The sequence below is a fragment of the Arthrobacter sp. ISL-85 genome, assembly GCF_018613675.1.
In the GTDB taxonomy this organism is placed as follows: Bacteria; Actinomycetota; Actinomycetes; order Actinomycetales; family Micrococcaceae; genus Arthrobacter.
Map to the genome: position 1 here is coordinate 97,397 of NZ_JAGGPQ010000024.1, position 14,935 is coordinate 112,331.

Annotated in this window: 14 protein-coding genes and 1 tRNA gene; 8 read left to right on the forward strand and 7 right to left on the reverse strand. The window is 64.7% G+C overall.

Features of this window, described 5'->3' with window-relative positions:
- Positions 1 to 26 precede the first annotated feature (26 nt).
- A complete protein-coding gene (locus J7I84_RS17680) occupies positions 27 to 950 on the reverse strand; it encodes a Nif3-like dinuclear metal center hexameric protein (RefSeq protein ID WP_214945842.1) in 924 nt (307 codons plus the stop codon).
- A 100-nt stretch (positions 951 to 1,050) separates the two neighbouring features.
- Between J7I84_RS17680 and msrA the strand changes: the two genes are divergently transcribed.
- The 3 genes from msrA (at position 1,051) to epsC (ending at position 3,200) form a co-directional block, all read left to right on the forward strand.
- Positions 1,051 to 1,575, forward strand: coding sequence for a peptide-methionine (S)-S-oxide reductase MsrA (gene msrA, locus J7I84_RS17685; RefSeq protein WP_214945843.1), 525 nt, complete (start codon positions 1,051 to 1,053; stop codon positions 1,573 to 1,575).
- A 65-nt stretch (positions 1,576 to 1,640) separates the two neighbouring features.
- Positions 1,641 to 2,576, forward strand: a complete 936-nt coding sequence (gene cysK / locus J7I84_RS17690; RefSeq protein WP_188572526.1) for a cysteine synthase A — start codon at positions 1,641 to 1,643, stop codon at positions 2,574 to 2,576.
- A 39-nt stretch (positions 2,577 to 2,615) separates the two neighbouring features.
- The gene (epsC, locus tag J7I84_RS17695) at positions 2,616 to 3,200 is read left to right on the forward strand and encodes a serine O-acetyltransferase EpsC (protein WP_214945844.1); all 585 of its coding nucleotides are present in this window, start codon (positions 2,616 to 2,618) and stop codon (positions 3,198 to 3,200) included.
- Between the two features lie 81 nt (positions 3,201 to 3,281).
- On the opposite strand, the gene gndA is transcribed toward epsC, so the two are convergent.
- The gene (gndA, locus tag J7I84_RS17700; protein ID WP_214945845.1) at positions 3,282 to 4,718 is read right to left on the reverse strand and encodes an NADP-dependent phosphogluconate dehydrogenase; all 1,437 of its coding nucleotides are present in this window, start codon (positions 4,716 to 4,718) and stop codon (positions 3,282 to 3,284) included.
- A gap of 200 nt (positions 4,719 to 4,918) precedes the next feature.
- Between gndA and J7I84_RS17705 the strand changes: the two genes are divergently transcribed.
- The gene (locus J7I84_RS17705) at positions 4,919 to 5,644 is read left to right on the forward strand and encodes a FadR/GntR family transcriptional regulator (protein WP_214945846.1); all 726 of its coding nucleotides are present in this window, start codon (positions 4,919 to 4,921) and stop codon (positions 5,642 to 5,644) included.
- 190 nt (positions 5,645 to 5,834) lie between these two features.
- Here J7I84_RS17705 and J7I84_RS17710 read toward each other — a convergent pair whose 3' ends face one another.
- The 5 genes from J7I84_RS17710 to J7I84_RS17730 form a co-directional block, all read right to left on the reverse strand.
- Positions 5,835 to 6,125, reverse strand: coding sequence for a hypothetical protein (locus J7I84_RS17710; RefSeq protein WP_214945847.1), 291 nt, complete (start codon positions 6,123 to 6,125; stop codon positions 5,835 to 5,837).
- Between the two features lie 100 nt (positions 6,126 to 6,225).
- Positions 6,226 to 6,301, reverse strand: a tRNA-Val gene (locus J7I84_RS17715).
- Positions 6,302 to 6,399: 98 nt separating this feature from the next.
- The gene (locus J7I84_RS17720; RefSeq protein ID WP_214945848.1) at positions 6,400 to 7,320 is read right to left on the reverse strand and encodes an NAD-dependent protein deacetylase; all 921 of its coding nucleotides are present in this window, start codon (positions 7,318 to 7,320) and stop codon (positions 6,400 to 6,402) included.
- A 6-nt stretch (positions 7,321 to 7,326) separates the two neighbouring features.
- Complete coding sequence (locus J7I84_RS17725; protein ID WP_214945849.1) at positions 7,327 to 7,821, reverse strand: peroxiredoxin; 495 nt, start codon at positions 7,819 to 7,821, stop codon at positions 7,327 to 7,329.
- A complete protein-coding gene (locus tag J7I84_RS17730) occupies positions 7,818 to 8,237 on the reverse strand; it encodes a DUF3052 domain-containing protein (protein ID WP_214945932.1) in 420 nt (139 codons plus the stop codon). Before J7I84_RS17730 ends, J7I84_RS17725 begins: the two co-directional genes overlap by 4 nt.
- A gap of 427 nt (positions 8,238 to 8,664) precedes the next feature.
- Here J7I84_RS17730 and aceE point away from each other — a divergent pair, with 427 nt between their 5' ends.
- From aceE to J7I84_RS17750, 4 genes are all read left to right on the forward strand, one after another.
- Positions 8,665 to 11,406 (forward strand): pyruvate dehydrogenase (acetyl-transferring), homodimeric type, encoded by a 2,742-nt coding sequence (gene aceE / locus J7I84_RS17735; RefSeq protein WP_214945850.1) that lies wholly within the window; start codon positions 8,665 to 8,667, stop codon positions 11,404 to 11,406.
- 188 nt (positions 11,407 to 11,594) lie between these two features.
- Positions 11,595 to 12,839: a CdaR family transcriptional regulator gene (locus J7I84_RS17740; RefSeq protein WP_214945851.1), complete on the forward strand. Its 1,245-nt coding sequence runs from the start codon at positions 11,595 to 11,597 to the stop codon at positions 12,837 to 12,839.
- Positions 12,840 to 12,927: 88 nt separating this feature from the next.
- Positions 12,928 to 13,857, forward strand: coding sequence for an ACP S-malonyltransferase (locus tag J7I84_RS17745; RefSeq protein ID WP_214945852.1), 930 nt, complete (start codon positions 12,928 to 12,930; stop codon positions 13,855 to 13,857).
- Positions 13,854 to 14,915: a beta-ketoacyl-ACP synthase III gene (locus J7I84_RS17750; RefSeq protein WP_214945853.1), complete on the forward strand. Its 1,062-nt coding sequence runs from the start codon at positions 13,854 to 13,856 to the stop codon at positions 14,913 to 14,915. Before J7I84_RS17745 ends, J7I84_RS17750 begins: the two co-directional genes overlap by 4 nt.
- Positions 14,916 to 14,935 lie beyond the last annotated feature (20 nt).

Consider the following 14,935-nt stretch of genomic DNA (forward strand, 5'->3'; position numbering starts at 1 on the left):
GGGCACCGAACCGGCGCTTCCTCACTCTAGCCCGGAGTGAGGATGAAATCCCACGGATCGCTGTTGGTGGTGCTGACCAGGATCTCCACGTCGTGGCCCTGGTCGGCCAGGACGTTGCCCAAGGCCGCGGCCGCGGCAGGCAGCCAAAGCCATTCGCTGGCAAAGTGCGAAACGTCCACCAGGTATGGCCGTCCGTTGAGGGCGGCCTCACGCGCTTCCGACGCGGGGTGGTGGCGAAGGTCCGCGGTGACGTAAACGTCGGCGTTACTGGCCCGCACCTCATTGAACAACGAATCCCCGGCGCCGCCGCACACCGCAATGCGCCGCACCAGCCCATCCTTGTCGCCGGAGACACGCACGCCTCCCGCGACGGACGGAAGAATCCCGAATACCCGCGCGGCGAAGTCGCCCAAGCTCATGGCATCCGCGAGGTCGCCCACGCGCCCAATACCTTCCTCCGGCAGTCCGTTCGCCGCAACGGTGAGGGGGGCGACGTTCTGGAGGCCCAGGGCATCGGCCAGGACATCGGAGACACCTCCGACGGCGGAGTCCCCGTTGGTGTGAACGGTCAGCAGTGCCGTCCCCGCTTCAATGAGCCGGTGGACCGCCCTGCCTTTCGCAGAGGTGGCGGCCACGGACGTGACGCCCTTCAGCAGCAGTGGGTGGTGGGTGATGAGCAATTCTGCTCCCCACCCGACCGCTTCCTCAATGACCTCCAAAGTGGGATCCACCGCAAACATCACTTTGGAGACAGGGGCGGACGGGTGGCCCGCCACCAGCCCAACCTCGTCCCAGGTCTCCGCCAGGGATTCGGGCCAAAGCTCCTCAACGGCAAGGAGCAGTTCGGCCAATGTGGGGGCATCGGCGGAACCGGCCGCAGCCGGCGTGTCGGAGGAGGCTTCGCCGTCGTGTTCTGCCTGGCCGGTAACGTCGGTGTCCACAGGTTCCATAGTCTTAGTTTTACCCCATTGGCTTGCCGCCGCCGCAGTTTGCGGTACTGCGGCGGCACTGCCGGGGAATCTTCCGGCGCCGTCAACCATTGAAGAGGTCATGAAAACTTTTGTTCTTGGCGGAGGGTGCTTCTGGTGCCTCGACGCGGTCTACCAGAAAACCAAGGGTGTCACCTCGGTGGTGTCCGGCTATACCGGCGGGCACGATCCCCACCCGGACTACTACTCGGTCTGCAGCGGAACCACCGGCCACGCCGAAGTTGTGGCGGTGACCTTCGATGAGGACATCATCCCGGCGGAAGTTGTCCTGGACATGTTCTTCGCCCTGCATGACCCCACCACGCTGAACCGGCAGGGATACGACGTGGGCACCCAGTACCGTTCCTCCATGTTTTACGAGACGACCGAGGAAAAGATCCTCTTTGAGGAGGCGATCGACCGCAACCAGGCGCTGTGGTCGCATCCCATCGTTACCGAGGTCAGCCGCCTGCCGCGGTTCCATGTGGCGGAGGAATTCCATCAGGATTACTACGCCAAGCACCCGGAGCAGGGATACTGCCAGGTGATCATCAACCCCAAGCTGGCCAAAGCCCGGAAATATTACTCTGCATGGCTTAACGCTTAGCCCACCGTTACGCGGCCTCGTTAGGCTGACCTCAGTATCCACCCCTTAGAGATAGGCGTATGTACATGGCACGGATCTATGACGATGTAACGCAGCTGGTCGGCGGGACCCCGCTGGTTCGGTTGAACCGGCTCAGCGAGGGGCTGGATGCCACCGTTGCGGTGAAGCTGGAGTTCTACAACCCGGCCAACAGCGTCAAGGACCGCATCGGCGTCGCCATTATCGACGCCGCGGAAAAGTCGGGCGCGCTGAAGCCCGGCGGAACCATCGTTGAAGGCACCTCCGGCAACACGGGCATCGCCCTGGCCATGGTGGGTGCCGCGCGCGGATACAAGGTCATCCTCACCATGCCCGAGACCATGTCCACCGAACGCCGGGTCATGCTGCGTGCGTTTGGCGCCGAGATTGTGCTTACCCCGGGCTCCGAGGGCATGCGCGGCGCAGTGGAAAAGGCCCAGGAAATCGTTGCCAACACCGAGAACTCCATCTGGGCACAGCAGTTCGCCAACGAAGCCAACCCGGAGATCCACCGCAAGACCACTGCTGAGGAGGTCTGGGCCGACACTGACGGCGCCGTAGACATCTTCGTCGCAGGCATCGGCACCGGCGGAACCATCACCGGCGTCGGCCAGGTCCTGAAGGAACGCAAGCCCGGCGTCCAGATCGTGGCCGTGGAGCCCAAGGACTCCGCCATCCTGAACGGCGGCGCCCCCGGCCCGCACAAGATCCAGGGCCTGGGCGCCAACTTCATCCCCGAACTGCTGGACACCAATGTCTACGACGAAGTGCTGGACGCCACCCTCGAGGATTCGGTCCGCGTAGCCCGCGAACTCGGCATCAAGGAGGGCATCCTGGGCGGCATCTCATCCGGCGCAATCGTCTGGGGGGCCCTTGAGCTGGCCAAGCGCCCGGAAAACGCAGGCAAGCTGATTGTGGCTGTAGTGTGCGACTTCGGTGAGCGTTACATCTCCACCGTGCTCTATGACGACATCCGCGGCTGATCACTCCGCCGTCCGCCTGTTTCCTGTAGAAAGAACTTTGTGGGCTTTTTCGCAAGACTGAAGGAAGACCTCGACGCCGCCCGGTCCCATGACCCGGCGGCTCGAGGTTCTTTTGAGAACTTTTTCGCCTATTCCGGGCTGCATGCCATCTGGATCCACCGGCTGACGCACCGCATGTGGCAGAACCCGCAGCTTCGTTTCCCGGCCCGGCTGCTGTCGCAGCTGGGCAGGTCGTGGACCGGCATTGAGATTCATCCGGGGGCCACCATTGGCCGCCGTTTCTTCATCGACCACGGCATGGGTGTGGTGATCGGCGAGACCGCCGAGATCGGCGAGGACGTGATGATCTACCACGGAGTGACGCTCGGCGGCCGCTCACTGGCCAGGATCAAGCGGCACCCCACTATCGGCGACCGTGTGACCATCGGGGCCGGCGCCAAGATCCTGGGACCCATCACCATTGGCCGGGACAGCGCCGTGGGGGCCAACGCCGTAGTGGTCAAGGATGCACCGCCGGAGTCGATCATCACCGGGGTTCCGGCGAAGTGGCGGCACCGTGATGCGCAACGGGAAACCAAGCCCGCAGTGGATCCGGCCGAATACGACATCGAGTACCGGATCTGATGGTTTAGCAGGAACAGCAAAAGGCGGGCAGGTCCCCGGGGCACCGGGGACCTGCCCGCCTTTGTTATGCGGCAGCAGGTGCTAGTGCGTGTCCACTGCTTCGACCTCGGACTTGTCCTCGCCCCACAGGGTGTGAAAGGTCCCTTCGGTATCGACGCGGCCGTAGGTGTGGGCGCCGAACAGGTCGCGCTGGCCCTGGATCAGGGCGGCAGCCACGCGCTTGCGGCGCAGGCCGTCGTAGTACGCCAGCGATGAGGAGAACACCGGCACGGGAATGCCGAGCTGGACGGCGGTGGCTACGACGCGGCGCCAGGCCGGCAGGGCGTCGGCGATGGCCTTGGTGAATGCCGGGGCGAACAGCAGGTTTGCCGGCTTTTCGTCGGCGGCGTAGGCCTGGGTGATGTCCTTGAGGAGCTCGGCGCGGATGATGCAACCGGCGCGCCACAGGGACGCGATTTCGTCCAGCTTCAGGTCCCAGCCGTATTCCTTGGCTGCGGAGGTGAGCATGTCCAGGCCTTGGGCGTAGGAGACCAGCTTGGAGGCGTACAGCGCCTGGCGGACGTCCTCGACGAACGTCTCCGGGATGTCCACGGTTGCCTCGTTGCCGGCCAGCAGTTCCTGGCCCAGCTTGCGCTGTGCGGCCTGGGAAGAGAGTGCGCGGGCAAAGACAGACTCGGCAATGCCGGAGACCGGCGAACCCAGTTCCAGGGCGGAGATGACAGTCCAGCGGCCCGTGCCCTTCTGGCCCGCGGCGTCAACAACGACGTCGACGAACGGCTTGCCGGTCTTGGCGTCGACATGGCCCAGGACCTCAGCCGAGATCTCGATCAGGAAGGACGACAGCTCGCCCTTGTTCCACTCTGAGAAGATCTTTGCCTGTTCGGCGGGCTCGATGCCGGCGCCGGACCGGAGCAGGTCGAAGGCCTCGCCGATGACCTGCATGTCGGCGTATTCGATGCCGTTGTGGACCATCTTGACGAAGTGGCCAGCACCGTCGGTGCCGATCCAGGCGCAGCAGGGCTCGCCGTCGACCTTTGCGGAGATCTTTTCCAGCAACGGACCGAGGGCCTTGTAGGACTCCTTGGAACCGCCGGGCATGATGGACGGACCGTTCAGCGCACCTTCCTCGCCGCCGGATACGCCGACGCCGACGAAGTGCAGGTCCTTCTTGGCCAGGGCGGCTTCCCGGCGGCGGGTGTCCTCATAGTGGGAGTTGCCGGCGTCGATGATGATGTCGCCGGGTTCCAGCAGCGGCTCGAGCTGCTCGATGACCGAGTCCACGGGCTTGCCGGCCTTGACCATGATGAGAACCCGGCGCGGCTTCTCCAAGGAGTCAACCAGTTCCTGCAGGGTTTCCGTCCGGATGAAGTCACCGTCGGAACCGTGCTTTTCCAGCAGCGCGTCCGTCTTCTCCACGGACCGGTTGTGCAGGGCCACCGTGAATCCGTTGCGGGCCAGGTTGCGGGCAAGGTTGGCGCCCATGACGGCGAGGCCGGTGACACCGATGTGTGCAGACATCAATTACTCCAATTCATTGTTTGCCCCGGCTGCCGGCTTCGGCGGGCGGGAAGTCGCCGGGGCAGATCAGGGGTCCGGAATAAAGCATATATATTCTCGGTGTGACGCGAAAGTAACGGCCATGTAATGGGCCTGTTTGTGTCGGTGCCAGTGCAGGGCTGCTGCCAACGAGGCACGTGGCAAGAACTAGGCTTAGCAGCATGACCAGCAGCCTCCACCATCGTGCCATCGACAATTTGGGCACGCGCATCATCTCGGGGGATCTCCCCGCGGGCCACGTCATGCTCGCGGAGCAGCTGGAGGATGAACTGCAGGTATCCCGTTCGGTGATCCGGGAAGCGGTGCGCGTCCTGCAGTCCCTGGGCCTGGTGGAAACCACCAAGCGGGTGGGCATCAGGGTGCTGCCGGCCAGCCGCTGGAATCCCTTCGATCCCCAGGTCATCCGGTGGAGGCTGGCCAGCGCCGCACGCGGCGCCCAGCTGCGTTCCCTTGCCGAACTGCGCGCTGCAGTGGAGCCCGCCGCCGCCGAACTGGCCGCGCAGAACGCTCCGGCAACGCTGCGGATGGAGCTCGTGGACGTTGCCCGTGCCATGCGGGAGGCTGGAAACAACGGCGAAGTTGCGCGCTTCCTGGAGCTGGACATCCGCTTCCACTCGCTGCTGCTCTCGGGCTCCGGAAACGAGATGTTCGCCAACCTCATGGGGCAGGTGGCCGAAACCCTGACGGGCCGCACCGTCCATGGCCTGATGCCCGACCACCCCCATCAGACCGCCCTGCAGTGGCATGAGGATGTGGCCGAAGCGATCGCACGGGGTGACGCCGTGTCCGCACGTGAGGCCTCCGACCGGATCATGCGGCGCACCATGTCGCAGATGGCCGACACCTGGACGGAGCAGCCGCGGGTCTTCATTCCCGTGCGGCAGTGAGCGTCAGCTCAAGCTGAGGCGCCGCGTGGACTGGTGACGACGAATGACTTTTTGTTTCCGGGAGTTCACGGTATATTCATCCCAGGCCCTCCACCGCGGCATCCCCCAATAGTCGCGGTGGAGGGTTTTCCAATGCCCCGGTTTTCCGGGGCCGGGCGCAAGGCCCGGGCAAACGGACGGTGCCCAGCCCCTAGGCTGCACCCGCCACAGGTTCCCTCAGGCGCCAACCGCCACCCACACCGTCCCGCTGGAGATACATGGTGGTCAGGGCAGATCTGTCATTGTTGCCCAGCCTGACCTGCACCTGCAGGACTTCGACGTCCACACCACTGGCGCCCTTGGGCATCCGGCGGCTGGTTTCCCACCAGTTGATGCGCTCGAACCATCTCACCGGCTGGGCACCCACCGCCCATTCCCTGCCCCGGCTCAGCACCGCCGTCGGCATTCCGTCGCTGTCTGTGTGCACTATGACGTGTTCCATTCCTGCAAGCTAAGGCAAGGCACCGACAATCACGCCAGGAGCCGGACAGCAAAAAATCCCCGCCACCTCCGCCATAAGACGGGGCAACGGGGATTAGTCCTGGTGGGTCCTACCGGGATCGAACCGATGACATCCACGGTGTAAACGTGGCGCTCTACCAGCTGAGCTAAAGACCCAAATCGCGTGGTTTCCGGCCGTTCCGCCGTAACCAACGAACATAGACTCTACCCGACTGTGGACCGGAAAGGCGAATCCATGGAATAGGAGGCTTGACCTACAGGGAAGGAAGTTCCGCAGCGAGGTAGTCCAATGCCTGGCTGACCCCGGCTTCAAGCTTGATGGTTGCCTTTTCATCGCCGCGGGTGGCTCCGCGGTTGATGATGACCACGGGCTTGGATTCCTTGGCCGCGTGCCTGACGAACCGCAGGCCGCTCATGACAGTCAGCGACGAACCGGCTACCACCAGGGCCGCAGCCTGGTCCACCATTGCATACGAGCGTTCCACCCGGTCCTTGGGCACATTCTCGCCGAAGTAGACGAAGTCCGGCTTGAGGGTTCCGCCGCAGGCAGGACACATTGCCACCACAAAGCTGTCAATGAGCTCCTGGTCCTCTACGGTGGCGTCAGCGTCCGGCGCCATTTCCACCAGCCCGCCGGCCGCTGCCCGCTCCAGGAAGCCCGGGTTGAGCTCCTCAAAAACACCGGCCAGCAGGCGCCGTGAGTACGTCCGCCGGCAGTCCAGGCAGATCACCTGGTCATACCTGCCGTGAAGATCGACCACGTTGGAGCTGCCGGCGTCCTGGTGCAGGCGGTCAACGTTCTGGGTGATCAGGCCGGTGAGGTAGCCCCGGCGCTCCAGCTCGGCGGCGGAATAGTGGCCTTGGTTGGGCTCCGCATGCCGCATGTGGGACCAGCCGATGTGATTCCTGGCCCAGTAACGCCGCCGGTTGGCTGCGTCCCGGACGAACTCCTGGTAGGTCATGGGCGAACGGGGCGGTGAATCCGGACCACGGTAGTCCGGAATACCCGAGTCGGTGCTGAGGCCGGCGCCCGTCAGCAGGGCGAAGGGGGCGCCGGCCAGAAGGTCCCGGATCCGGAGCAGGACCTCGAGGTCACTGCCTGTCGGCGGAGCAGGGGCTACCGGGGGCATGCTGGCGAAGCCGGTAAGGCCTGTTCCCCGCCGTTGCCCCGCCATGCTTCCTCAGGCCTGCTTCAGGTCCGCCAGGGCGGTGCGGTATTCGCTGAAGTCGCGCGCCTGGCCGCGGGGGTTCACCACGCTGTAACGGATCCTTCCGTCAGCACCGATGATGAAGGTGGCCCGCTTTGCCATGCCGCTGTCGGCGTCGAACACGCCGTAGGCACTGGCGACCGCCCCATGGGGCCAAAAATCGGCCAGGAGGTCGAAGGTGTAGCCTTCCTGCGCCGCGTAGGCCCGGAGGCTGAACTTGCTGTCCACGGACACTGCCAGGACAACCGCGTTCGAATCCTCGAACATGCCCAGGTTGTCCCTTATCTCGCACAGCTCACCGGTACAGATGCCGGAGAACGCAAAGGGATAGAAGACCAGCGCCACGTTCTGCCCCCGGAAGGACGACAGTGTTACCGGCTCGCCGTATTGGTTGGCAAGCTCAAAATCAGGCGCCGCAGCGCCCAGCGCGGGAACAGCAGCGGAGGCGGCATCAACCGCTGCCGTCACTTGTTCTTCCTGCTGACCAGGCGGACGGCGCTCCAGTCCTTTGACACTCCAGCTGACGTGGTGACGTGCAGGCCGGCTGTGGGAGCAGCCTCCTGGATTTCCGCAGGGGAAACATAGCCGCTCCGCCCGGACTTGGGGGTGAGTACCCACACAACGCCGGTTTCACTCAGGGTAGTGAGGGAATCCATCAGGCTGTCAACCAGGTCGCCATCACCGTCGCGCCACCAGAGGATGACGGCATCCGCCACCTCATGGTCCTCCTCGTCAAGCATCTCGGACCCGGTGAAGTCCTCAATATCGTCACGCAAGTCGAAATCGACGTCGTCGTCGTAACCGAACTCCTGAATCAGATCCCCATTTTTGAAACCCAATTTTTCCGCCACATTTACCGAAGTGGCGGCGTCGGCCTCGCTCACGTGTTCCTCCAATACCTCATACATGCGGTGTGCATAGTGATTTCCATTACCCCCAAGCCAACACCCTTTGTGCCCGCGCTTCAAGCTGCCGCCCCTCGGACCGCCCATATTCTGCGTCACATCGGGCCGCAGCGTGGCGGTCGCAGGGGCTTTTCGCCACACAACCAGTATGACGAACGAAATACAACTGCAGCACCCGGACCGCAGCTACGCATCGTGTTGCCGTCAAGGCTAGAGTGGCTGGTGACAACTATGCCTGCGGGACGAGAACCTTGTGACTCCGTGCAGACATAGGAGCGCTAGGAAGCTGCCCGGCACACATGACCGGGCTGTTGTAACCGATACGTCGCACACGGCGTATATACGCCGGGCAGTCACCCTGCCTGGCCTGAGTGCGCCGATTCATGCGCGCAAAGAGAGGTTGGACGTGGCTGCAGGAGAAGATACCTCCCATATCCTCAGCGGGTTGACTAACCAGCTGCCTGATCGTGATCCGGAAGAGACTGCCGAGTGGGTTGAGTCCCTGGATGCGTTGATCAGGGAACAGGGCACCGAGCGTGCCCAATACATCATGCGGAGCCTGCTGCAGCGCGCGGGCGCGCAGAGCGTGGGGGTGCCGATGGTGACCACCACCGATTACGTGAACACGATCCCGGTGGACCAGGAAGCAGAATTCCCCGGCAACGAGGAATTCGAGCGCCGGTACCGGGCGTACATGCGGTGGAACGCCGCGGTCATGGTGCACCGGGCGCAGCGGCCCGATATCGGGGTCGGCGGGCACATCTCCACCTACGCCGGGGCCGCGACCCTGTACGAGGTCGGCTTCAACCACTTCTTCCGCGGCAAGGACCACCCCGGCGGCGGGGACCAGGTCTTCTTCCAGGGCCACGCCTCCCCCGGCATGTACGCCAGGGCGTTCATGGAAGGCCGCCTGTCCGAGGAAGACCTGGACGGGTTCCGGCAGGAAAAGTCCCGACAGGGCCACGCCCTGTCCTCCTACCCGCACCCCCGCCTGATGCCGCACTTCTGGGAATTCCCCACCGTGTCCATGGGCATCGGCCCGATGAACGCGATCTACCAGGCCCAGAACAACCGCTACCTGCACAACCGGGGCCTGAAAGACACCTCCGACCAGCAGGTCTGGGCGTTCCTGGGCGACGGCGAAATGGACGAACCCGAATCCCGGGGCCTGCTCCAGCTCGCCGCGAACGAGAACCTGGACAACCTGAACTTCGTGATCAACTGCAACCTCCAGCGCCTGGACGGGCCGGTGCGCGGCAACGGCAAGATCATGCAGGAACTCGAAGCGTTCTTCCGCGGCGCGGGCTGGAACGTGATCAAGGTCGTCTGGGGCAGGGAATGGGATGACCTGCTCACCCGCGACACCGACGGCTCCCTGGTGAAGATCATGAACGAAACCGTCGACGGGGACTACCAGACCTACAAGGCCGAATCCGGCGGGTTCGTCCGCGAACACTTCTTCGGGAAAACCCCGCAGACCAAAGACCTCGTCGCGGACCTCACCGATGACCAGATCTGGAACCTCAAACGTGGCGGCCACGACTACCGCAAGGTCTACGCCGCCTACAAGGCCGCCACCGAATTCAAGGGCAAACCCACCGTCATCCTCGCCCACACCGTCAAGGGCTACGGCCTGGGCCCGCACTTCGAGGGCCGCAACGCCACCCACCAAATGAAGAAGCTCACCCTCGATGACCTGAAGAAGTTCCGCGACCACCTGCGGATCCCGGTCACCGACGAGCAGCTCGAGAAGGACTCCTACCGGCCCCCGTACTACCACCCCGGTAACGACGCCCCGGAAATCAAATACATGATGGAGCGCCGCGCCGCCCTGGGCGGATCCGTCCCGGAACGCCGCGACACCCACGCCGGGATCACGCTGCCCGAGGCCAAATCCTACGAGGTAGCCAAACGCGGCTCGGGCAAACAGCAGGCCGCCACCACCATGGCGTTCGTCAGGCTCCTCAAGGACCTGATGCGGGATAAGAGCTTCGGCAAGCACATCGCCCCGATCATCCCGGACGAAGCCCGCACCTTCGGCATGGACGCGTTCTTCCCCACCGCAAAGATCTACAACCCCAAGGGCCAGAACTACCTGTCGGTGGACCGGGACCTGGTCCTGGCCTACAAGGAATCCCCCGCCGGCCAGCTGATCCACCCCGGCATCAACGAAGCCGGCGCCGTGGCAGCATTCACCGCCGCCGGAACCTCCTACGCCACCCACGGCGTCCCCCTGGTCCCGGTCTACGTGTTCTACTCCATGTTCGGCTTCCAACGCACCGGCGACGCGTTCTGGGCCGCCGGAGACCAAATGACCCGCGGCTTCATCATCGGCGCCACCGCAGGACGGACCACCCTCACCGGCGAAGGCCTCCAGCACGCCGACGGCCACTCCCCCCTGCTGGCCTCCACCAACCCCGCCGTCCTCACCTACGACCCCGCCTACGGCTACGAAATCGGACACATCGTCCGCTCCGGCCTCGAACGCATGTACGGGGAAAACTCCACCGACAAAAACGTCATGTACTACCTCACCGTGTACAACGAACCCATCATCCAGCCCGCCGAACCCGAAAACCTCGACGTCGAAGGCGTCATCAAAGGCATCTACCTGCTCGCCCCGGCAAAGATCGACGGTCCCCGCACCCAGATCCTCGCCTCCGGCGTCTCCGTACCCTGGGCCATCGAAGCCCAACGGATCCTGGCCGACGACTGGAACGTCTCCGCCGACGTCTGGTCCGTCACCTCCTGGAACGAACTGCGCCGCGACGGACTAGCCGCCGAAGAAGAAGCCTTCCTCAACCCCGGCCAACCCGCCCGCGTCCCCTTCGTCACCCAGCAACTCGAAGGCGCCACCGGGCCCATCGTCGCCGTCTCCGACTACATGAAAGCCGTCCCCGACCAGATCCGCCAATTCATCCCCAACGAATACGCCACCCTCGGCGCCGACGGCTTCGGCTTCTCCGACACCCGCGCAGCAGCCCGCCGCTACTTCAAAAACGACACCCACTCCATCGTGGTCCGTGCCCTTGAAATGCTGGCGCGCCGCGGCGAGGTGGATGTTGACGCCCCGGTCAAGGCGATCGAGAAGTACAAGCTGCTCAACGTCAATGCCGGCACCACCGGCAACGCCGGAGGCGAAGCTTAGCCTTCCGGCTGTAAGCGGAACCAGCAGCGTTACACGACGGCGGCCCTCACCCCACAAGGTGAGGGCCGCCGTCGTCCTGTGCGGGAATGGACAGCACGCGGGACGTGCGCACGCTGTGATCCGCGACAAGGCGTGTTGTAGCCTTCGCACAAATGGAGCTTGTGCGGCAGTGGCCGTATGCTCAAAGAATGCCAGCACCAGCCAGCCAGTCCTCGAAGCGGAAACCATCCCCGCCGAAGGTCACGCCGGAGAAGTCCGAAACCCTCAAGCATCTCCGCGCCAGCGTGGGCCAGCTCTCCACGACCACCATGCGCAAGCTTGAGCAGTCGCTGCCCTGGTACAGCCGGCTCAGCGCGGACGAGCGGTCGGCGCTGGGGATGGTGGCGCAAAACGGGATCGCGGCTTTCGTCACCTGGTATGAGCGGCCCAGCTCGCCCTCCTGGATACTCACTGACGTTTTTGGGACCGCCCCCACGGAGTTGACCCGCTCCATCAGCCTGCAAAAGGCGTTGCAGCTGATCAGGATCGTGGTGGAGGTGGTGGAGGACCAGGTTCCGGTCATCGCCCCGGAAGCGGACCAGCCATCCCTGCGCGAAGCTGTGCTGCGCTACTCGCGGGAAGTCGCTTTTGCCGCCGCAGACGTGTACGCGCGCGCAGCCGAGTCCCGTGGTTCCTGGGACACCCGGCTCGAAGCCCTGATTGTGGACGCGATCCTGCGCGGCGAAAACACTGACGCCCTGCGTTCCCGCATTGCGGCGCTGGGCTGGAAGGCACAGGAGCGCTTCACGGTGATGGTGGGGAATTCACCGTCCGAACCCAGCGCCAGCTATGTCAGTGAACTGCGGCGGATGGCCGGACGTTACGCCGAGGATGCCCTGGTGGGCATCCAGGGCGACCGGCTGATCCTGATCCTGGGCGGGGTCCAGGACCGCGAAACCGCTTATGTGAAGCTGAGCGACATGTTCGCCCCCGGGCCCGTCGTCTACGGCCCCGAGGCCAGTTCGCTCCTGGAGGCCAGCGGATCTGCCCAATCGGCGTTCGCCGGGCTCACAGCGGCCCGCGCGTGGCCGTCCGCACCGCGCCCCGTGGCCGCTGACGACCTGCTTCCGGAGCGGGTGATATCCGGCGATGACGCGGCGCGGCGCTCCCTCGTGAAGAACATCTACCGTCCGCTTCTGGCGGCTTCCAACGGCCTGGTGGAAACTCTGGGCACCTATCTGGAACTGGGGCATTCACTGGAGGCGACGGCCCGGGAACTCTTCGTCCACGCCAACACGGTGCGTTACCGGTTGAAGCGGGTCTGCGACGTGACAGGCTGGGATCCCCTGCTGCCCCGGGAAGCGTTCGTACTGCAGGCAGCCCTGGTGGTGGGCCGTCTTTCAGCCCCGCCGAAGCCCGCCACGGAGCGGCAGGCGTCCCGGAACCAGGCGTGAGGCATTGTAGACTTCCTACAACCTGACCCCGTGAGCTTGGTGTGGAGAAACACCGCTGGATCACACAGTAATTTGGAAAGCTGGTTAAGTGCTTGCAATAGTCTGCCCTGGACAGGGCTCACAGACCCCGGGTTTCCTGGCCCCCTGGCTGGAACTTCCGTCGGTGGCAGGCCAGCTGGCCTCCCTGAGCGACATCGCAGGCATCGACCTGATTGCCCACGGAACCACTTCCGACGAGGAGACCATCAAGGACACTGCCGTGGCGCAGCCCCTGATTGTTGCCGCCGGGCTTGTCACCGCGGCCTCCCTCTTTGACGTCGAGCTCAACTCCCTCCCGGTGATCCTTGCGGGCCACTCAGTGGGTGAGATCACCGCAGCAGCCCTGGCCGGGGTGCTGACCGAACAGGAAGCCATGTCGTTCGTACGGGAGCGTGCCAACAGCATGGCCGCCGCGGCAGCTGTCACGCCTACCGGCATGAGCGCCGTTGTAGGTGGCGATCCAGCCGAGGTGCTGGCCGCCATCGAGGCAGCCGGCGCTGCCCCCGCCAACGTCAATGGTGCCGGCCAGACGGTGGCTGCGGGAACCTTCGAGCAACTGAAGGCCTTGGCCGAGAACCCGCCCGCCAAGGCCCGGGTCATCCCACTCAAGGTGGCCGGCGCGTTCCACACCAGCCACATGTCGCCCGCCGTCACCGCGCTCAAGGCCCTGGAACCGCAGTTGAACCCGGTTGCCCCCAAGGTGCCCCTGCTGTCGAACTACGACGGCGGCGAAGTCACCGACGGCGGTGCCGCCGTCGAAAGCCTGATCGCCCAGGTGTCCCGCCCCGTCCGCTGGGACCTCTGCATGGAAGCCATGGTGAAGCGGGGAGTCACGGGCGTGATCGAACTGGCACCGGCCGGCACGTTGGCCGGCCTGGCCAAACGCGGCATGCCCGGAGTCAAAACCGTTGCTGTCAAAACCCCTGATGACCTGTCCGCCGCACTGGCGCTCTTCGCAGAACTGGAGGGCAACGCATGAGCGTTCCCACGCTGAAACAGGCTCCCATCCAGGAGCACACCCGTATCCTTGGCCTCGGTGCCTACCGGCCGGACGTCATCGTCACCAACGAAGATGTGTGCCAGTGGATCGATTCCTCGGACGAGTGGATCCGCCAGCGCACCGGCATCGTGACCCGCCACCGCGCCGCGGCCGACGTCAGCGTGATCGACATGGCTGAGGGCGCTGCCCGGGAGGCCATGGAGAAGGCCGGCATTGACGGCTCGGAGCTCGGTGCAGTCATTGTCTCCACCGTGACCCACCCTTACGCCACTCCCTCCGCCGCGGCCAGCCTGGCTGACCGGATCGGCGCCACCCCGGCGCCCGCCTTCGACATATCAGCTGCCTGCGCCGGTTACTGCTACGGCATTGCCCAAGCCGATGCACTGGTCCGGTCCGGCGCGGCGAAGTATGTGCTGGTGGTTGGAGCGGAGAAGCTCTCCGATGTCATCGACAACCGGGAACGCACCATCTCCTTCCTCCTGGGCGATGGCGCCGGCGCGGTCGTCATCGGACCCTCCGAGACCCCGGGCATCGCACCGTCGGTATGGGGCTCGGACGGCAGCAAGTGGGACGCCATCGGCATGACGCGGTCCCTGCTTGACGTCCGCGACCTCGGTTTGGCCGCCCGGCAGTCAGACTCCACCGGCGACCTTGCACTGCTGGAAGAAGCCCAGGAGCTGTACCCCACCCTCCGCCAGGACGGCCAGACGGTGTTCCGGTGGGCTGTATGGGAGATGGCCAAGGTGGCCCAGCAGGCTCTCGATGCGGCCGGCATCCAGGCGGAAGACCTGGTGGCCTTCATCCCCCACCAGGCCAATATGCGCATCATCGACGAGATGGTGAAGAAGCTGAAGCTGCCCGAGACGGTTACAGTGGCACGGGACATTGCCGAGGCCGGCAACACCTCTGCTGCCTCCATCCCGCTGGCAACCCACCGGCTCCTGCAGGAGAACCCTGGACTGAGCGGCGGGCTGGCCCTGCAGATCGGTTTCGGTGCCGGACTGGTCTTCGGCGCACAGGTAATTGTCCTTCCCTAGATACGCCCAAGGGCCGCAAC